General features: G+C 58.4%; 17 protein-coding genes. 3 read left to right on the forward strand and 14 right to left on the reverse strand.

Features of this window, described 5'->3' with window-relative positions; all coding sequences use genetic code 11:
* A partial coding sequence (locus RTM06_RS13510; RefSeq protein ID WP_312182813.1) for a branched-chain amino acid ABC transporter substrate-binding protein occupies positions 1 to 547 on the reverse strand: 547 nt, incomplete at its 3' end.
* Between the two features lie 458 nt (positions 548 to 1,005).
* Between RTM06_RS13510 and RTM06_RS13515 the strand changes: the two genes are divergently transcribed.
* Positions 1,006 to 2,454, forward strand: a complete 1,449-nt coding sequence (locus tag RTM06_RS13515) for an AMP nucleosidase (RefSeq protein ID WP_312182783.1) — start codon at positions 1,006 to 1,008, stop codon at positions 2,452 to 2,454.
* 51 nt (positions 2,455 to 2,505) lie between these two features.
* Here RTM06_RS13515 and RTM06_RS13520 read toward each other — a convergent pair whose 3' ends face one another.
* Together RTM06_RS13520 and RTM06_RS13525 are read right to left on the reverse strand one after the other, a co-directional pair.
* On the reverse strand, positions 2,506 to 3,093 hold the full coding sequence (locus tag RTM06_RS13520; RefSeq protein WP_312182785.1) for a hypothetical protein: 588 nt from the start codon (positions 3,091 to 3,093) through the stop codon (positions 2,506 to 2,508).
* A gap of 168 nt (positions 3,094 to 3,261) precedes the next feature.
* The gene (locus RTM06_RS13525) at positions 3,262 to 4,560 is read right to left on the reverse strand and encodes an NCS2 family permease (protein ID WP_008105472.1); all 1,299 of its coding nucleotides are present in this window, start codon (positions 4,558 to 4,560) and stop codon (positions 3,262 to 3,264) included.
* Positions 4,561 to 4,947: 387 nt separating this feature from the next.
* Here RTM06_RS13525 and RTM06_RS13530 point away from each other — a divergent pair, with 387 nt between their 5' ends.
* On the forward strand, positions 4,948 to 5,694 hold the full coding sequence (locus RTM06_RS13530; RefSeq protein WP_061717630.1) for a response regulator: 747 nt from the start codon (positions 4,948 to 4,950) through the stop codon (positions 5,692 to 5,694).
* On the opposite strand, the gene RTM06_RS13535 is transcribed toward RTM06_RS13530, so the two are convergent.
* The 6 genes from RTM06_RS13535 to RTM06_RS13560 all read right to left on the reverse strand — a co-directional run bounded on the left by RTM06_RS13535 (position 5,631) and on the right by RTM06_RS13560 (position 11,991).
* The gene (locus RTM06_RS13535; protein ID WP_293793160.1) at positions 5,631 to 6,680 is read right to left on the reverse strand and encodes a carbohydrate kinase family protein; all 1,050 of its coding nucleotides are present in this window, start codon (positions 6,678 to 6,680) and stop codon (positions 5,631 to 5,633) included. The two genes, RTM06_RS13530 and RTM06_RS13535, sit on opposite strands and share 64 nt — an antisense overlap.
* A gap of 4 nt (positions 6,681 to 6,684) precedes the next feature.
* On the reverse strand, positions 6,685 to 7,545 hold the full coding sequence (locus RTM06_RS13540; RefSeq protein WP_256696772.1) for a ketose 1,6-bisphosphate aldolase: 861 nt from the start codon (positions 7,543 to 7,545) through the stop codon (positions 6,685 to 6,687).
* An 11-nt stretch (positions 7,546 to 7,556) separates the two neighbouring features.
* On the reverse strand, positions 7,557 to 8,240 hold the full coding sequence (locus RTM06_RS13545; RefSeq protein ID WP_061717633.1) for a D-lyxose/D-mannose family sugar isomerase: 684 nt from the start codon (positions 8,238 to 8,240) through the stop codon (positions 7,557 to 7,559).
* A gap of 129 nt (positions 8,241 to 8,369) precedes the next feature.
* Positions 8,370 to 9,308: an ABC transporter substrate-binding protein gene (locus RTM06_RS13550; RefSeq protein WP_008105486.1), complete on the reverse strand. Its 939-nt coding sequence runs from the start codon at positions 9,306 to 9,308 to the stop codon at positions 8,370 to 8,372.
* Positions 9,309 to 9,491: 183 nt separating this feature from the next.
* Positions 9,492 to 10,475, reverse strand: coding sequence for an ABC transporter permease subunit (locus RTM06_RS13555; protein ID WP_008105488.1), 984 nt, complete (start codon positions 10,473 to 10,475; stop codon positions 9,492 to 9,494).
* 10 nt (positions 10,476 to 10,485) lie between these two features.
* On the reverse strand, positions 10,486 to 11,991 hold the full coding sequence (locus RTM06_RS13560; RefSeq protein ID WP_312182790.1) for a sugar ABC transporter ATP-binding protein: 1,506 nt from the start codon (positions 11,989 to 11,991) through the stop codon (positions 10,486 to 10,488).
* 144 nt (positions 11,992 to 12,135) lie between these two features.
* Here RTM06_RS13560 and RTM06_RS13565 point away from each other — a divergent pair, with 144 nt between their 5' ends.
* Positions 12,136 to 14,724, forward strand: coding sequence for an ATP-binding protein (locus RTM06_RS13565; RefSeq protein ID WP_293793157.1), 2,589 nt, complete (start codon positions 12,136 to 12,138; stop codon positions 14,722 to 14,724).
* On the opposite strand, the gene phnE (RTM06_RS13570) is transcribed toward RTM06_RS13565, so the two are convergent.
* The 5 genes from phnE (RTM06_RS13570) to phnN form a co-directional block, all read right to left on the reverse strand.
* Positions 14,678 to 15,562, reverse strand: a complete 885-nt coding sequence (phnE, locus tag RTM06_RS13570; protein WP_312182793.1) for a phosphonate ABC transporter, permease protein PhnE — start codon at positions 15,560 to 15,562, stop codon at positions 14,678 to 14,680. The genes RTM06_RS13565 and phnE (RTM06_RS13570) overlap by 47 nt on opposite strands.
* A complete protein-coding gene (phnE, locus tag RTM06_RS13575; RefSeq protein ID WP_036648584.1) occupies positions 15,559 to 16,422 on the reverse strand; it encodes a phosphonate ABC transporter, permease protein PhnE in 864 nt (287 codons plus the stop codon). The genes phnE (RTM06_RS13570) and phnE (RTM06_RS13575) overlap by 4 nt, the downstream gene beginning before the upstream one ends.
* A 179-nt stretch (positions 16,423 to 16,601) precedes the next feature.
* Positions 16,602 to 17,528 (reverse strand): phosphonate ABC transporter substrate-binding protein, encoded by a 927-nt coding sequence (gene phnD / locus RTM06_RS13580; RefSeq protein ID WP_256696776.1) that lies wholly within the window; start codon positions 17,526 to 17,528, stop codon positions 16,602 to 16,604.
* A 26-nt stretch (positions 17,529 to 17,554) separates the two neighbouring features.
* Positions 17,555 to 18,385, reverse strand: coding sequence for a phosphonate ABC transporter ATP-binding protein (phnC, locus tag RTM06_RS13585; protein ID WP_312182795.1), 831 nt, complete (start codon positions 18,383 to 18,385; stop codon positions 17,555 to 17,557).
* Between the two features lie 171 nt (positions 18,386 to 18,556).
* Positions 18,557 to 19,087 (reverse strand): ribose 1,5-bisphosphokinase, encoded by a 531-nt coding sequence (gene phnN / locus RTM06_RS13590; RefSeq protein ID WP_256696777.1) that lies wholly within the window; start codon positions 19,085 to 19,087, stop codon positions 18,557 to 18,559.
* Positions 19,088 to 19,143: the final 56 nt, after the last annotated feature.

The following is a 19,143-nucleotide window of genomic DNA, read 5'->3' on the forward strand; positions in this document are numbered from 1 at the left end:
ACAAGCCTTCATACAAAACTTCTTTCACACCACGCTTTTCAAGCGAGGCTTTGGTGGCATCCGCTAACCCCTGGCCGTAAGTGTCTTTGTCATGAATAATGACCACGTTCTTGGCTTTGAGCTTGTCGATGATGTAATCCGCGGCGATAGCGCCCTGCTGATCATCACGGCCACACATACGGAACATGGTTTTCATGCCGCGTTCAGTAATTTTCGGATTGGTTGATCCAGGAGTGATCGCCAGCACGCCGGCTTCATCATAGACTTCCGAGGCGGGCATGGTGGATGAGGAGCAGAAGTGGCCGACCACCGCCATCACCTTGTCCTGATCGACCAGGCGGTTAGCGACGGATACCGCCTGTTTCGGTTCACAAGCATCATCGCCCTGCACCAGCACGATTTTCTCGCCGTTGATGCCGCCCGCCGCATTGATATCCTCCGCAGCTTGGCTCGCACCTTTCCAGTATTGCGCGCCGTACGTCGCATTAGGCCCAGAGAACGGACCGGCCACACCAATTTTAATATCTGCCTGAGCGTAAAAGGCCACGCTTAAACAACCTGCAATCGCCACCTTCATTGGGTGTTTTATGAATTTCAAAGACATGCTTTCAATCCTCAACGGGTCAGGAACGGAGCCATACCACGGCATGGGAGAAATCAATTTCTGAAACTTTGGCAAAACAGCATGCGGCCCACAAACCCGTAGGGTCGCCATTCATGGCGAGCCTCTTTCAGTAAAGACATCGATTCATTAAGGCCACGGTTGAAAACTAAGCAATAAGCTCGCCAATACCGCGAAGGTAGACAATTTATTACTCGGGCATCGCTCCAGAACAGGAGACACGCGATGTAACATCCCTGCTGATCATAAACATAGCTATGGTTACGCCACGCACCAGCACCGTGATGGTGCAGAATGCGGTCGATCACAGATTCTTCATCGTCGCGCTGGGTTTATCCGCTATGCTCTGGTGAAAACGGTCCACGTTTCCTAAAGGAGAACCCATGAATACACAACGGAACGGATTGAGCAGCCAGCAAGCGCTGAACGAATTAGAACGCCTGTACGATGCAGCCGTTGACGCGTTGCGCAACGCCATCCGCGATTTCACCGCCAGCGGGCAGTTGCCGGATGAAGGCGCTCGTCAGCAAGGGCTGTATGTCTATCCGCAGCTGCGCATCACCTGGCTGGGCGAAGGCCCGCAAAAAAATCGTACCCGCGCATGGGGACGTTTTACCCATACCGGCAGCTACAGCACCACCATCACGCGCCCGGCGCTGCTGCGTCACTATCTCAGCGAGCAGCTGCAGATGCTGGAGAAAGAGTACGACGTGCTGATTGAGGTCGCTCCCTCTGAGCAGGAAATTCCTTATCCTTATGTGATTGATGGCTTGTCACTGGACCGCTCAATGAGCGCCAGCATCGCACGCCATTTCCCGACCACCGAACTGTCGCAGATCGGTGATGAAACCGCCGACGGCCTGTTCCACGCCAATGCGATTTTCCCGCTGTCGCACTTTGACGCGCTGCGCACCGATTTCTCACTGGCGCGCCTGCGCCACTACACCGGCACCAGCGTAGAGCACTTCCAGCCGTTCGTGCTGTTCACTAACTACACGCGTTACGTTGATGAGTTCGTGCGCTGGGCAATTGAGCAAGTACAGGATCCCAACACGCCTTACGACAGCCTGGCCTGCGCCGGTGAAGTGGTGATCACTGCCGATACTCAAGACCCCACGGCGATGATGTCCGATCTGGCGTGGAAGAAGCACCAAATGCCCGCCTGGCACCTGACATCACCGAATCGTCGCGGCATTACGCTGGTGAACATCGGCGTTGGCCCGTCCAATGCCAAAACCATCTGCGACCATCTGGCGGTGATTCGTCCGCACGCCTGGCTGATGATTGGCCACTGCGGCGGTCTTCGCGAAAGCCAGACCATCGGCGACTATGTACTGGCGCATGCCTACCTGCGCGACGACCACGTACTGGATAGCGTACTGCCGCCAGATATCCCTATCCCAAGCATCGCCGAAGTTCAGCGCGCCTTGTATGACGCCACCAAAGCGGTGAGCGGCATGCCCGGTGAAGAAGTTAAACAGCGCCTGCGCACCGGCACCGTGGTCACCACCGATGACCGTAACTGGGAGCTGCGCTACTCCGCTTCAGCGCTGCGCTTCAACCTGAGCCGCGCCGTTGCGGTTGATATGGAAAGCGCCACCATCGCCGCGCAGGGTTACCGCTTCCGCGTGCCCTACGGCACCTTGCTGTGCGTATCGGATAAACCGCTGCACGGCGAGATCAAGCTACCGGGCCAGGCAAACCGTTTCTACGAAGGCGCAATCTCAGAGCACCTGCAGATTGGCATCTGCGCGGTGGAACTGCTGCGAGCTGAAGGGGATAAGCTACATTCAAGGAAGCTGAGAACCTTTAACGAGCCACCGTTCAGGTAATGATGATGGCGTTCCGGCCCTTAAAGGGCCGGAACATTGCAGTAAAACGCGTCATGACATTTTCAAAACGATATTCTGCACAAACCACGCCAACACCAGAAGGCCGGTCGGGATCATGATTTTCCAGGTTATGCTGTTATTGAAGGCAGCTATTTTATCCTCCAGCTGATTAAATCTTTGGTCAATTCTTTCAAATTTTTGGTCAATTCTTTCAAATATTAGATCAATTTTGTCGAACTTCGGGTTGAGTTGGTCCTGCATCCGCTCAAACTTTTTATCGATACGTTGTTCCAGCGCCCCCAGCTCGCCCATGATCTCCACACGCATTACGCCCTGCTCGGCTCTGACCTTTTCGATATCCGCTTTGGTGGCAAAATGTTCTGAACGCGCCGTTAGCACCGCAACATCTGTCTGAATCTGCTGCGTGGTTTTTTCCAGCTGTTCAACCCGTTTGGTTAATTGTTCCATTTGATGATCTCCTTTGTTTCCAACGTCAAAAATAAGCGGTGGGAACACACGAGTTGTATTGCTAACGGGGTAATCCATCACCGAATCCTCTTCCATCGCGTTGCTCAATCTTTCCACCACACCGTTAGTGAAACAGATTTGCGCAGCGTTAACATTCCACGATCCCGCCATTCGCAGCACATTTTTTGCGGGCAGGTTTAAACAACACGCACAGCCTGGGCCGTTTTGAGATTGAAGGAAAGTGAGCATCAAAAAGGATTGCGAGGTGACACGCAGAAAATAAACGAAGGGATGCAACAGCAGACACGGAAGCCCGAGCGGGCTTCCGTTAAGCAAGATTTACGCGCTCAGCCAGCCCAGTTTGATGACAAAAAGAATCGACAGAATGATCAGCGCCGGGTTGACCTCTTTGGTGCGACCGCTCAGCAGTTTCACCACTGTCCAGGTGATGAATCCGAACGCAATACCGTTGGCGATTGAGTAGGTCAGCGGCATCGTCAGCGCAGTCACGGTTACCGGCGCGGCGGTGGTGATGTCTTTCCAGTCAATATCAGCCAGACCAGATGCCATCAGCACCGCAACAAACAGCAGCGCTGGCGCGGTGGCATAAACCGGTACGCTGCCCGCCAGCGGCGAGAAGAACAGGCTCAGCAAGAACAGAATCGCCACCACAATTGCCGTCAAACCGGTACGGCCACCGGCGCTGACGCCCGCAGCAGATTCCACATAGCTGGTGGTGGTTGACGTACCGAGCAGCGAGCCAAACAGCGCGGCGGCGCTATCTGCGATCAACGCACGACCCATTTTCGGCACGTTGCCCTGCTCATCCGCCAGTCCAGCACGCTTGGTCACACCCAGCAAGGTGCCAGTGTTATCGAACACGTCCACGAACAGGAAGGCGAAGATCACGCTGACCAGGCCAACGTTAAAGGCACCCGCGATATCAAGCTGCATAAAGGTTGGCGCGATAGAAGGCGGAGCAGAGAACACGCCGCCAAACGGCGTCAGGCCAATGCCCATGGAGATGAAAGTCACCACCAAAATGCCGATCAGCACCGCGCCGGTAACGCGACGCGCTTCCAGCACCACAATGATGAAGAAGCCGAGCAGCGCCAGCAGCGGGCCCGGTTTGGTCAGGTCGCCCAGGCCAACCAGCGTAGCTGGGTTATCCACCACGATGCCCGCGCCTTCCAGCGCGATGATCGCCAGGAACAGGCCGATACCGGCACCAATACCGGCACGCAGTGGCAGCGGAATGCTGTTAATAATCCACTCACGAATTTTGAAAAGCGACATGGCAAAGAAGATCACCGCCGACAAGAACACCGCGCCCAGCGCGACTTGCCACGTGTAACCCATATGCAGAACCACGGTATAGGTAAAGAAGGCGTTGAGGCCCATGCCCGGTGCGAGTGCAATCGGATAGTTAGCGATCAGGCCCATTAACACACAGCCAATCGCCGCAGCCAGACAGGTCGCCACGAAGACCGCACCTTTATCCATGCCGGTTGCACCGAGAATGCTCGGGTTAACAAACAGGATGTAAGCCATTGCCAGGAAGGTAGTGATACCCGCAATGATTTCTGTGCGAACCGTTGTGTTGTGCGCTTTTAATTTGAAGAGTTTTTCTAACATCATCATCTCTCATGAGCGGAGTCGGCACGAATGCGCGCGCTCCTTGCCAATGTGGTTTACAGACTTATTGTTGTATTGGACGCAAGGCGTTTAACCTTCCCCTGTCCTCATAGCAATAGCTATGCCATCACCCTACGCAATCGATTACGTTTCCGAATAATGCTTCGCTTAGGATAATTCCGAACCAGAATGAGGCGCGATTATGGTGCATTGCACCAGCGCCGCGCAATCGTTTTCCCTCGTTGCGATTGTTTGGCAAAAAGAGTGCGGCACTGCACGCTTCCGCACTCTGCCAGGCGATGGCGCTCACGTTTCTGTTGCTTGAATCTGCAGCTAAAAAACATCGGGTTACACTGCATTTAACCCTTTCGTAACAAAAGAGGCGCATCCATGAAGCCCGCGATTTTGGTGGTCGATGATGATCGTGCAGTGTGCGAATTGCTGCACGATGTGTTGAATGAACATGTGTTTACCGTTTATTGCTGCCATCAGGGTAAAGATGCGCTGGCTCTGCTGGCGCTACATCCGGAAATTTCGCTGGTGATGCTGGATATGATGCTGCCAGACACCAACGGCTTGCTGGTGCTGCAGCAAATGCAGCGGCAGCGTCCCGATCTGCTGGTGATTATGTTGACCGGCATGGGTTCGGAAGCAGATATGGTGGTGGGACTGGAGATGGGCGCGGATGATTACATCGCCAAGCCGTTCAACCCGCGCGTGGTGGTGGCACGAGCGCGCGCTGCACTGCGTCGCTGCGGACGACTGGCGCAGCCGGAAGCGTTGCCGGATGAAGGCTGGCAATTTAACGGCTGGCGGCTGGACGATGCGCGCTGTCAGCTGTTCAATCCACAGCGCGAAAGCGTGCCACTGACGCAAGGTGAATACACGCTACTGCGTGCGCTGGTGGCGCATGCGCGCAAAGTATTAACCCGCGATCAACTGCTCGAACTGACGCACAGCGAAAGCCTCGAGGTGTTTGATCGCACCATTGATGTGCTGATTATGCGGCTACGACGCAAGATCGAAAGCAACCCGCATCAACCGAGCCTGATCCGCACCATTCGCGGTCTCGGCTATGTTTTCTCCGCCGATGTGATGCGTCCTGCCTCTTCGGCGCGTGAAACGCAAATCGCCTGATCCATCCAGCGCTGCATCTCGGCTAATGGCCGCGTGCCGTCCAGCGCGTTGGCGGCATGCAGATTAAAACAGGCGCAGGTGTGCGCCAGCTTCAGCGTTTCCGTCAGCGACCAGCCTTCGTGGCTGGCATAAAGCACACCGGCGCAAAACGCATCGCCCGCGCCAACGCTACCCACGATCTCTTCCGGCGCTAAACACCACGCGGGCTGCCAACGCCCTTCGCCTTCTGCTTGCTGGCCCCACGCGCCTTCCGGTGCGTGAATCACCACCCGCTGACGTACACCTTGCTGCAGTAGCCAGGTCGCCGCCTCGGCAAACGCTGAAGGCGCGGCAAGCCCTTGCGGCGTGCGCAAACTGATGCCGGTGAGCGATTGCGCCTCCAGTTCGTTGATCACCAAATAATCGAGCCAGCGCAGCGCGGGCACCACCAGCGGGCGATATTCGCCCACGCGCGACACCAAATCGAGTGAGGTGAGATAGCCGCGCTGCTGCATCTGCGCCAGCAATCGTGCGCTGCGCGTGCCGTATTCCTCGTCCGGCACATCAAGGCTATCCAGCAGCAGCAAATAACCAAGATGGAATATGCGATGTGCAGTGGAGACGTCGGCGAAATGCGCCAAATCGAGCTTGCCATTGGCACCGCGAGCATGGAAGAAGGTGCGCTGGCCGTCCGGCGTAGTCATCACCTGCGTCATCGCCGTGTTGATGCCTGCCGTGCGCTGCACAAACTGGCGGTCGATGTGATGATCGTCCAGCAGTTGCAGGATGTAGTCGCCGTCGCTGTCCTCGCCCACCATGCCGACGCCCGCCAGCGGCAAATTCAGCTGCATGCGCGCCAGGGTAAACAGCACGTTGAGCGCCGCGCCGCCGCTGCACTTCTCGCTGTGCTGAATCTCCGTCAGCCAGCCCTGTTCCGGCCAGTGGCTGATGCGCTGCACGTGATCCACCAGCATGCTGCCGGCACCGATGATTCCGTTACGCACCATACTCTCAGGCCCTCCCGGCGCTGCCGAACACCTGCATCTGCTGCGCCACCACGTTGGCGATGTCACGCTCCACGGCCATTAGCAATTCGGCAAAGGCGTCGTAGCGTGCATCGCGCTGAGTGATCTGCGCTTCAATCGCCCCGAGCGCCGCCTGCGACATGCCGGTGTAAAAGTTGATTTTATTGATGCCGAGGCTAACGGCGCGGCGGAAGTCCGCATCGCTAATGCCGGAACCGCCATGCAGCACCAGCGGAATGCCAGCCGTCGAGCGAATCGCTGCCAGCCGGTCGAAGTCGAGTTTGGGTTCGCCCTTGTATTTGCCGTGCGCATTGCCAATCGCCACCGCCAGGCAATCAATGCCGGTGGCGTGCACAAAATCAGCGGCCTGCGCCGGATCGGTGAATTTATCGCTGTCGGCCTCGCCAAACAGCGCACCGCCTTCATCGCCGCCCACCGCACCCAGTTCGGCTTCCACCGAAACGCCGAGCGCGTGGCACATCTTCACCACTTCGCGCGTCTGGCGGACGTTTTCCTCGTAGCTGAGCGTCGAGCCATCGAACATGACCGAGGTAAAGCCAAGACGAATCGCCTGCATCACCGCCTCAAAATGCAGGCCGTGATCGAGATGCAGCACCACCGGAATATCGTGCAGCGCCGCTTCGGTGCGCACGGCGGCGACCAGATGTTCGAGGTTGACATACTTAAAATGCACTTCGGCGATGCTGATGATAAATGGCGAGCGCTGCCGCTCAGCCGCCTGATAGAGCGCGCGCAGAAAATGGGTATCGAGGACGTTAAACGCGCCGAGCGCGTAGCCGTTCTGTTGCGCATGGGCCAAACCCTGCGCCAGGGAAATCAATGCCATATCAGGCTCCTTTAGGCCAGCCAGCGGTGATATTCGTTACACAGCAGCCAGCGCGGTTCTTCATCTTCATCAAGCGGATTGAAGCGCGCCAGCGGGGTGAGAAACACGTTGTCATGTTCGTCGTCGTTGGGCATTGAGACTTCACCCACCAGTACATCGCCGTAACCCTCTTCACCCCAAAAGCTGTGCCAGATGCCCGGCAGCAAGGTGACGCTTTCGCCCGGCGATAAACGCAGCTGCGAACCGGCGGCGTGGGTTTGCCGAATGCCATCCAACGTGACGTTGACCGCCGTCTCGGCCAGCTGATTGCCTGCGCGGTTATGCAGCGTAACGATCAGATTGCCGCCGCCGCGATTGATAATGTCTTCCATCTTTTGCGGGTGATAATGCATCGGCGTGACCTGCCCTTCGCGCACGTGCATGATCTTTTCGGCGTAGGGTTTGGCCCACGGCTGGCCACCGCGCGAACCGTTGCGCAAAGTGAACAGGGTTAAACCGGTTTGATTGAAATCGTCAGCGCCGAAGCTGGTGACATCCCAGCCGAGGTGCAGCGCCAGCAGTTCATCGGCATCATGTTTATCGAGCGCGCGCCACTGGCTGAGGCCGTAATCGGCCCACGGCGGCAGATGCACATCCTGGCGCATAAAGAATTCGCGGGTACGTTGTAGGATCGCATTCACTTCAGAGCGTTGCATTGTCTCCTCCTTTACTCGCTGGCCCTCACCCCAGCCCTCTCCCGCAAGCGGGCGAGGGAGCTGACCGAGCAAACCTAACTATCCCCTCTCCCATTGATGGGAGAGGGTTAGGGTGAGGGGAACCCGCAATTACTTCACCGTCCAGCCCTTGTAACTGCTAACGCTGTTACGATCGATCATCGTCACCGGAATCAGCACCGGCTTATCTGGCGCGGGTTTGCCCTGCAGGATGTCATAGCCGATCTCCACCGCTTTCGCCGCCATCACCTGCGGGTCTTGCGCAGGCGTGGCCACGAACAGCGAGCCTTTGCGTTTCAGCGCCTCTTCACCGTCTGGCGATCCATCGACGCCGACAATAAAGAACTCATTGCGCTGCGCCTGTTTCGCCGCCAGATCGGCACCAATCGCGGTTGGGTCGTTAATCGCGAACACCGCATCAATCTTCGGATTAGCCGACAGCAGGCCGGTCATCACTTCGAGGCCACCTTCACGGCTGCCTTTGGCGTTCTGGTTGTAGGAGAGCAACTTGATGTCCGGATGGGTTTTCAGCTCGTTCATGCAGCCTTCCACACGGTTCTGCACCGCAGAAACCGGCGGTCCGTTGATGATGACCACGTTGCCTTTGGCTTTCAGGCGATCGGAGATGTATTTACACGCCATGGCACCGGCGGCGGTGTTATCGGAGGTGATCGTGGCGTTAGCGCCGTCTGCCGCCACGTCGACTGCCACCACCACAATCCCGGCATCACGCGCACGTTTAACCGCGGGTGCGATGCCTTTGGAATCAGCGGCGTTGAGGATAATCATGTCCACTTTGGCGGCGATGAAGTTATCAATCTGCCCCACCTGCTGACCGAGATCGTAACCGCTGGAGACCAGCGTTACGTTGACCTTGTCACCCGCCAGCTCGCGCGCCTTGAGCTCCGCACCTTTGGTGATCTGCACGAAGAACGGGTTGGCGAGATCGCCGACGGTCACACCAATGGATTTCAGCTCTTTGGCCTGCACCAATGGCGCGCTCAGAAGCGTAGCCGCCAGCAGTCCGGTTAGAATCGGATTAAAACGCATAGTCGATGTTCTCCTGCTTTTTGGTTTTTATGATGGGTGCTTGCTGTCCCCCATCCCGGCCTTCCCCCGCAAGCGGGGGAAGGAGACGTTGCCACATGCAGCTTCAGTACGAGCATATGGCAGCATCTTCCTCCCCCACTTGTGGGGGAGGACCGAGGAGGGGGACAGCAAGCACGATATAACTCAACCCACGTGATGCCGCGTCCGGTACTTATCGATCAACACCGCGATAATGATCACCGCGCCCTTAATCACTAACTGCCAGAAATAGGAGACGCCCATCAGCGTCATGCCGTTATTCAGCGTGGCGATAATCAGCGCGCCAATCAGCGTGCCGGTGATGGTGCCGATACCGCCGACAAAGCTGGTGCCGCCAAGGATCACCGCCGCTATCGCATCCAGCTCATAGCCGACGCCGAGGTTGCCGTTGGCGCTGTAGAGCCGCGAGGCGCTCATCAAGCCGGCCAGCCCCGACAGCAAACCGCTCATGGCGTAGACAAACAGCAGCACCACACTGACTTTGATGCCGGTCAGGCGTGCCGCCTGCACGTTGCCGCCGACCGCATAAATGTGCACGCCTAAAGTGGTGCGACGCAGAATGAACCAGCACAGCGCGATGACCGCGAAGGCGATGATGATCAGCCACGGCACCGGCCCGAGATAGCCGTTGCCTATCCACTCAAAGTTGATATCCGAGTTGATCACCGTGGTGCCATTCGCCAGCAGATAAGCCGCGCCGCGCATCGCGGTGTAGGTGCCGAGGGTGACAATAAAGGGCGGCAGCCCTGCCCACGCCACCAGAATGCCGTTGAACAACCCCATAATCAGCCCGGCACCTAACGCCGCCGGAATCGTCAGTGATGCAAACGCCGGATCGAGCGACACCACCATCGCCACTACCGCTGTGGTACCGAGCATCGATCCCACCGACAAATCGATGCCGCCGGTGAGAATGACAAAGGTCATGCCCGCCGCCAGCACGATGTTGATTGAGGCCTGGCGCGTAATGTTAAGCAGATTGCCCTCGGTGAAGAAGTTCGGCGTGACAAAGCCAAATACCGCCACGATCAGGATCAGAATCGGCAAGATACCGACGGTTTGCAGCAGGTCACTCATTAACGCGCGCTTTAGGGTTGGGCTTTTTACGCGTGCGGATTCACTGGTCATTGCGCTCTCCTCAGGCCTGAACCGGCTGTGCGCCGGTGGCCAGTGTCATAATGTTTTCCTGGCTAATCTCTGCCCCACTCAACTCACCGGCGATGGCGCCTTCACGCATCACATAGACGCGGTCGCTCATGCCCACCACTTCCGGTAACTCGCTGGAGATCATTAAAATCGCCACGCCCTGCTGCGCCATCTGCTGCATCATGCGGTAGATTTCGCTCTTGGCGCCGACATCAACGCCGCGCGTCGGCTCATCGAGAATCAGGATGCGCGGCGCTATCGCCACCCAGCGTGAAATCAGCAGCTTCTGCTGATTGCCGCCGGATAAGCCGCCCGCGCGCACCTGCGCATGCGGCACGCGGATGTTGAGCGCATCAATCGCCTCGCTGGCAATCTTCTGCCCTTTGCGCCGGTTAAGCAGGCCGTAGCTGGCATCGCGCTCCAGCGTCGCCATCACGATGTTGTCCTGCGCCGCCAGTTCGAGGAACAAGCCCTGCTCTTTGCGGTTCTCGGTGAGAAACCCGATGCCGCGTGCAATGGCGTCACGCGGCGAGTGAATCTGCACTTTTTCCCCGTCGATCCAGATCTCGCCGCCGCTCGGTTGATGCACGCCAAAAATCAGCTGCGCCAGTTCGCTGCGCCCGGCACCGACCAGGCCCGCGAGGCCGACGATCTCACCGGCCCGCACCGACAGGCTGCTGGGACGCACTTTGTTTTTGTCGCACAGGTGATTGACGGCGAGGCGGATGTCGCCGAGCGGAATATTGCGGTCTTTGTTGAACAGATCGCTAAGCGGACGCCCGACCATCATGCGCACCAGTTCGCTGGCATTAAGCTGCTCGCGCGTCAGGCTGCCGACGTACTGTCCGTCGCGCAGCACGCTAACGCGATCCGACAGCTCATACACTTCCGCCATGCGATGGCTGATGTAGATGATCGCCATCCCTTCGCTGCGCAGACGTTTAATCAGCGCAAACAGCTGCTCGGTTTCCCGGTTCGAGAGTGCGGCAGTCGGCTCATCCATCACCAGAATGCGGCTGTTGCGATGCAGCGCGCGGGCGATTTCCACCTGCTGCTGCTCGGCAATGCTCAGGCGACTAACCAGATCGGTGGCGCTGAACTGCGCGCCCAAACGATCAATCACTCGCTGCGCCTCTTCCGCCATCTGGCGTCGCTTCACCAGGCCCGCGCGGGTGATTTCACTGCCGAGAAAGATGTTCTCCGCCACCGTCAGATTCGGTGCCAGATTGATCTCCTGATAAATCAAGGTAATGCCCGCCGCCAACGCCTCTTTTGGGCCTTTAATGGTGTACGGCTGGCCGTCGATAAGGATTTCCCCGCTGCTGGCGGTATAGGCACCGGCCAGAATTTTCATCAATGTACTTTTGCCCGCGCCGTTTTCGCCCATCAGCGCATGCACTTCACCGGGCCAGACCGTGAGATCCACCCCTTTTAGCGCATAGAAGTTGCCGAAGCGTCGGGTGATCGCGCGCATTTCTAATATCGGTGCTGTCGCCATAACGAGGCTCCTGCTGGCAAAGGTTGCAGCGAGTAAAGCCTCCTTAGATAAATGGAAAATGTCAGCGGCCATTCATATTTGTCATATTTCGCTCCGATCGCGCTTCTATACTCGCCAGCAGTTGAGCGGTAAGGAGTGACAGCCATGAGTCACAGTCTGCACTGGCACGCGGGCGCACGCAGTCGCCTGCTGCTGTTTAATCTGCTGGTGATGTCGGTGACGCTGGCGGTGAGCCTGGTAGCGATTTTTGGATTTCGCCACGCAGGTCACATTCAGGAACAGGCGCAGGCACAAACGCTGGCCGATATGAACGGCAGCCTGGCGCTGGCGCGCGATACCGCCAATGTGGCAATCGCCGCAGTGCGTTTATCGCAGGTGGTCGGCGCGCTGGAGTATCAGAGTGAATCGGCGCGCCTGCAGCAAACGCAGCAGGAGCTGCAACGGTCGCTGAGCTTGCTGGCGAATGCGCCGCTGGCGTCGCAACAGCCGCAGCTGCTGACGCGCATCCGCGAACGCAGCCAGATGCTGGAACAGACCATCAACCAATTGCTGCGCGCCGGACATCAGCGCCATCTGCAGCGCAACGTCATGCTCAGCGGGCTGTGGCAATCGCAGCTATTACTCAATCGCATTGACCTGCTAACACGCACCGATTCCCCATCCACCGCGCTGCGCCAGCAAACCCACAGCTTATTCAGCGTGGCGATTCAATCCAGCGCGCCGCAGGCCGCAGTGCAGCAGCTGCAATCGGTGCTCAGTCAGTGGCGGGCGTTAAGGCTCAACGGCGTGCTGAATACGCAAGTACAGCGGCTGATCGCCACCAGCAATGATTTGCAGCCGGTGGCGCAGCAACTGGAACAGAGTGATATCGCCATCGCCTACGCCACTTATCGCATCAAAGCGCTGGTGGCGATGCTCAACGACGACATCACCCATTACGTGCAGCTGGTGGCGCAGCAGAGTGACGCACGCAGCGCGATAACCCATGAAGAGCTGGATTCGATCATCGGCTTTATCGGCCTGTTTATGCTGCTGGCGCTGCTGATCACCGGTTACGCCGGTTACTACATCTACCGCAATCTCGGTTCGAGTCTCACCGCCATCGCGCACGCCATGACGCGGCTGGCGCAGGGTGAGAAAAGCGTCAACGTGCCGGGTCTGGCGCGCCGCGATGAACTGGGCGATCTGGCGCGCGCCTTCAACGTGTTTGCGCGCAACACCGCGTCGCTGGCGCACACCTCGCGCCTGCTGAAAGAGAAAAGCAACCAGCTGGAATCCACCTTCCTCGCCATGCGCGACGGCTTTGCGCTGTTTGATAACAGCGGCCAGCTGGTGGTGTGGAATGCGCAATATGCCGAGCTGCTGGGCATTGCGCCGCGCGAACTGCATCGCGGTTTGCACTATCAGCAGCTATTAAAACGCGTCGATGTTGAGCTCAACGGCTTAGCCGATGCGCAGGAAGTACGGCTGGCGGATGGACGCACGCTGGAGCTGCGCTTCAGCCCGGTGCCACGGCGCGGCATGGTGAATACCGTGCTGGAGCGCACCACGCGCAAGGCGCTGGAGGAAGCGCTGCTGCACAGCCAGAAGATGAAAGCGGTGGGACAGCTCACCGGCGGACTGGCGCACGACTTCAATAATCTGCTGGCGGTGATCATCGGCAGCCTGGCGTTAACCGTCGATCAGCTGCCGCCCGGCACGCTTGCCAGCCGTATCGACCGTGCGCGTCAGGCCGCCGACCGCGCGGCACAGCTGACGCAGCGTTTGCTGGCCTTCTCGCGCAAGCAGGCGCTCTATCCGCGCGCGGTATCAGTGGTGGAACTGGTGGATAATCTGCATTCGCTGCTGCAACACGCACTTTTGCCCGGCCAGCAGCTGGTGATCGATGCACAGCGTCCCGGCTGGCCAGCGTGGATCGATGCCGGACAGCTGGAGAATGCGCTGATCAATCTGGTGGTCAACGCGCGCGATGCGATGGCGCAGCAGAGCGGCGAAATCCGCCTGCGTATCTGGAATCAGCGCAAACAGGAAGCCGACGGCAAGCGCGATCGCGTCACCATTGAAGTAATCGATCACGGCTGCGGCATGTCGGCCGAGGTGCGCGAACAGGTGTTCGAGCCGTTCTTCACCACCAAAGCGATTGGTAGCGGCAGCGGTTTGGGCTTATCGATGGTGTATGGTTTTGTGCGTCAGTCTGGCGGGCAGATCGAACTGGAAACCGCGCCGGGGCAAGGCACCACCGTGCGGCTGTTATTGCCGCGTGCCCCCGAAGCGGCACAGCCGCTCAACGTGCCGCCGCCGCTGGTGCCACAGGCCAGCAACGATCGGCTGGTGTTGGTGCTGGATGATGAACCGACGGTGCGACAAACGCTGTGCGAACATCTGCATCAGCTCGGTTATCTGACGCTGGAGTGTGGCGACGGCGAAAGCGCGCTGACGCTGCTGCGCCAGACGCCGGATATCGATCTGTTAATCAGTGATTTGATGCTGCCGGGCGGCATCAACGGCGCGGATGTGATTCGCCAGGCGCAGGCGCAGTGGCCACATCTGGCGACGGTGTTGATCAGCGGTCAGGATCTGCGCCAGACGCAGGTGACGCTGCCGCTGTGTGAGCGGCTGGCGAAACCCTGGCATCAGGCGCAGCTGGTGCAGGCGCTGGAGCGCGCCTGGCAGCGCAGTGAACGGCTTAGTCGCGCGCGGCAGGCTGCAACAACGGCACCCCTTTCCCCGTGATGTAACGTTTACGCAGCTTGCTGGAGACCATGTCCATGATCATCACCACCGCCACCAGAATCAGGGTCAGGAACATCACCACATCCCAGTTCCATAAACGCATGTTCTCGGCATACACCAGACCCACGCCACCCGCGCCAACAAAGCCCAGCACCGCTGCGGAGCGGGTGTTGGACTCAATCTGATACAGGCTGAGCGCGAGGAAGGTCGGGAACGACTGGGTGAATATGCCGTAGCGATGCTTTTGCAGGCTGTTCGCGCCGACCGCGCTGAGGCCGCGACTCGGTGAACGCTCCACCGCTTCGTGCCCTTCGGCGTAGAGTTTGCCGAGCAAGCCGACATCCTGCATCACAATCGCCAGCACGCCGGCCAGTGGTCCCATGCCGACGGCGCGCACGAAGATCAGCCCCCAAATCGCCATGTCGATGCCGCGCAGCACATCCAGCACGCGACGCACCACCAGCGAAATCGGGCGTGTAACCGGATCGTGCATCACGTTTCGCGCCGCCAGGAACGAGACCGGCAAGGCAATTAAAGATGCGGTTAGCGTGCCGGAGAACACAATCGCCAGCGTAATCCCGACCTGCGTGAAGTAGTAACCAAACGGCCAGTTGAGGAAATCCTGCCAGACAAACATGCGCAGGAAATAGCGGCTGAGCTGCTGGCAGCCAATCAGAAATCGGCTCCACTCAATGCCAAAGAACTCGAAGAAGAACAGGTAATAGAGCGCGATGGCAAGCGCCACCAGCGCAACGCGGCGCAGATAGCGGTTTTGCGCGGCAAACAGGGCGGCATGCTCCTGCTTGAGTTTGGCGACATCCGGCGCTAAGGCGATCATGCTGTGTCTCCTTCCACTACGCGGCGACGCAGCCAGCCGGACAGCGTATCCAGCAGCGACACCACCACAATGATCAGCAACAGCGTGATGCTGACCTGATCGTAACGATCGAGTTTGATATTGGTCATCAGCTCTTGTCCGATACCGCCCGCGCCGACCAATCCGAGAATGGTTGAGGAGCGGAAGTTGATTTCCAGACGCATAAAGCTGTAGGAGAGAAACGTCGGTTTGACCTGCGGCCAGAAGGCAAAGCGCATGCGCTGCAGTTTGCTGGCACCGCACGCCGCAAGTCCGCGCACCGGTTTATCCGAGGCGCTCTCAATCGCTTCGTAAAACAGCTTGGTCAGGCTGCCGACAGTGTGCAGCGCCAGCGCGAGGAAGCCGGGAATGGCGCCAATGCCGAACGCCATCACGAACATCACCGCCCACGCCAGTTCCGGCATGGTGCGCAGGAAGGCGACAAAGGCGCGGATCGCCACGCGCAGGCTGCGCGGCGTTTGCGTGTTGTCGGCGGCGAAAAACGCCAGCACGCCCGCCACGGCCACCGCCACGATGGTGGACGACAGCGCCAGCTGCAAGGTTTCCCAGATCAGCGGCAGCTGGAAGTGTAAGCGATAGCCCCAATAGGCCAGCGAGCCCTCGGTTTTGCCGTCGGCGAACAGCAGTGAAAGATGCAGCACCGGCAGGGTTTCGCCGATGTAGTCAAAAAAGTGTGGCAGCGACTGCCAGACGGTGAGCAGGTTAAATTCCGCCATCTTGCCCGCGGCCAGATAGAGCGCCAGCAACAGCAGCGACCACAGCAGCGAGTCGCGCTTTTGCTGGCGGCGGATGCGTTGGTAGTAGTGTTCGAAATCGGTCAAAGGGGGATTCCTGTTGGTTGGGGACTGGAGTGTGCTCGCTGTCCCCCTCCTCGGTCCTCCCCCATTAATGGGGGAGGAAGATGCTGCAAAATGCGAGTTTGGGAGTTGCATGTGGCAGCATCTCCGTCCCCCACTTGTGGGGGAAGGCCGGGATGGGGGACAGCGAGCACCCCACTAAATTAACCGCGCGTACCCTTCATCAAATCACGCTTCATATCAATGATGTTCTGATAATCCGCCACGGTCGCTGGACCGATGTGCTGGGCACCGCCAACCGCTTTAACAAAGCAGCCGTGATCTTCTTTATCCAGTTTCTTGATGGTGGCCACCACCTTCGCTTTGAAGTCAGCGGGCAGATTGTTGCTCACCAGAATCGGACCGTTCGGGATCAGCGGCGACTGCCAGATGATGCGGATCTGCTTCATCAGGTCAGGATGATCCATGCGAATCAAACGACCAAACGCGCCCGAGGTATAACCGGTTTCACGGTCGCCAATCAGTGACGTCCAGGTCACCGCGCCGTCGAACTGACCGTTCAGCACGCCGAGGATGTCCTGCTCGTGGCCGCCGGAGAAGGTGACGCTGGAGAAGGTGTTGTTGTACTTATCGTCCACCGTGCCGCCGAACTCTTTCTTGAACGCCTGGTTCGGCATCAGGAAGCCCGAGGTTGAATCGGGATCGGCCATGCCGAACGATTTGCCTTTCAGGTCTTCCAGCTTTTTGTATGGGCTGTCAGCCTTAACGATCACCACTGAGTGATAACCCTGAGACCCGTCTTTGTCGTCCACCACGATGCCCACCACATCCACCGCTTTCGGGTTTTGCAGGTAAACCGAGGCATACGAAGCCGGCGACATGCTCAGCACCAGATCGATTTTGTTACCCAGCAAGCCCTGAATCACGCCTGAATAGTCAGACGAGTTGCGCAGTTTGGTATCCACCTGCAACTCTTTGTCGAAGAAATCTTTCACACACTGGTTGTCACCAATCTGCTGCGTGGCGTTCTGGCCGCCAAGAATCCCGAGGTTCAACTCTTTTGGTGCATCCGCTGCGTTTGCGCCAAATGCCATCGCAATAGTCAGTAAAGCTAAAGAAGTCAGTTTCATTCTTAGGTTTTCTCTTGCTGTGGGAGTTAGTGGAGCTGGTTAATTTCGTCGCCGTACAGCTCATGCATCAGGCCGTCGGTCAACTGGGAAGGATGTCCATCGAACAGGATTTTGCCGCGCTGAATGCCGATCACGCGGGTGCAGTAGCTTTTAACCAGTTCGATGGAGTGCAGGTTCACCATCACGCTGATGCCCTGCTCGCTCACCTGACGCAGCACATCCATGATGCGTTTGGTGTTTTTCGGATCGAGTGACGCCACGGGTTCATCCGCCAGTAAAATGCGCGGGTTCTGCATCAGCGCCCGACAAATCGCCACACGCTGCATCTGGCCGCCGGAGAGGTTTTCCGCACGCTGCAGCGCCTGCGGCAGCATGTTCATCCACTGCAGCAGTTCGATAGCGCGAGCGCGGTCGGTTTCGGAGAAGACCTTGAAGAACGATTTCAGCGTTGAGGTATGGCTCAAACGACCGAGCAGTACGTTGGTCAGCACATCGAGGCGTGGCACCAGACAGAAGTCCTGGAAGATCATGCCGCATTCGGTGCGCCACTCGCGCATCTGGCGGCTATTCAGCGTCACCACATCGCGATCCACTTCGCCGTGGCGATTGCTAAGGATCGCGCCCTGCGACGCGCTGATGGTGCCGTTCAGCATGTGTAACAGTGTCGATTTGCCTGCGCCTGAGCGGCCAATCACCGCCACCAACTCGCCCGCATGCAGATCGAAGCTGACGTTATCCAGCACCTGATTGGCGCCGTAGGTTTTGCACAATCCCTGCACCGACAATACCTTGTTGCCCTGCCCTGTAACATGCGGGTAAGGATTGTCGACCACGGTTTTCAGTAATGCCTGTGCCATGTTGCACTCCATCTCTTCTGAGGTGTTGATTGCCCGCTATTACGGGCAAAGCGGATGAAAGCTTGATGACAGTAAAATGATTAAACAGTGACAGCATCCGCCGCCGCCGTAGGGTCGCCATTTATGGTAACCTCATTACACCGATGCACCAGGTCGCCATGAATGGCGACCCTACGGGGCAATGAGCTGGCGTAGATGCTCGAGCGTGTCGCTTAACGCACCATCGTTATTCAGCGCATGACAATGCGCGGGCAGCGGTTCGGCGGCGCGCGCCAGCCGTCTTTCGATCTCCGCTTCCGACTCGCGCCCACGCTGTCGCAATCGCGTCTCCAGCACCGCTGGCGAAACCTGCAACACCAGCGGCAGCAGCTGCGTGCCGTAATGCTGCTGCACAATCGGCAGATGCAGGCGTGAACCGTTAACCAGCACGTTCAGCCCGCGCGCCAGCCATAGATCGATCTCCTCGCCCAGCCCGTAATGCATGCCGTGCGCCTGCCAGCTCACGGCGAACAACCCCAGCGCCTCGCGCCGTCGGAATTCCGCCTCGCTCAGCGCCACATGGTTCTCGCCGCCCGCATCGGCGGCGCGCGTGATGTAGCGATGGGCGATCAGCAGATTCTCCGGCGGCGCCTCGCGCAGCGCGTTCAGCAGGCTGTCTTTTCCCGAGCCCGAAGGCCCGGTAAGCCAGATCAGGCGCGCCATCAGAACACCTGCTTGCCTTGCGACCAGACGTGACGAATGTGCGAATGACCATGTTC

The organism is Pantoea sp. CTOTU46764, assembly GCF_031974595.1.
Taxonomy (GTDB): Bacteria; Pseudomonadota; Gammaproteobacteria; order Enterobacterales; family Enterobacteriaceae; genus Pantoea; species Pantoea trifolii.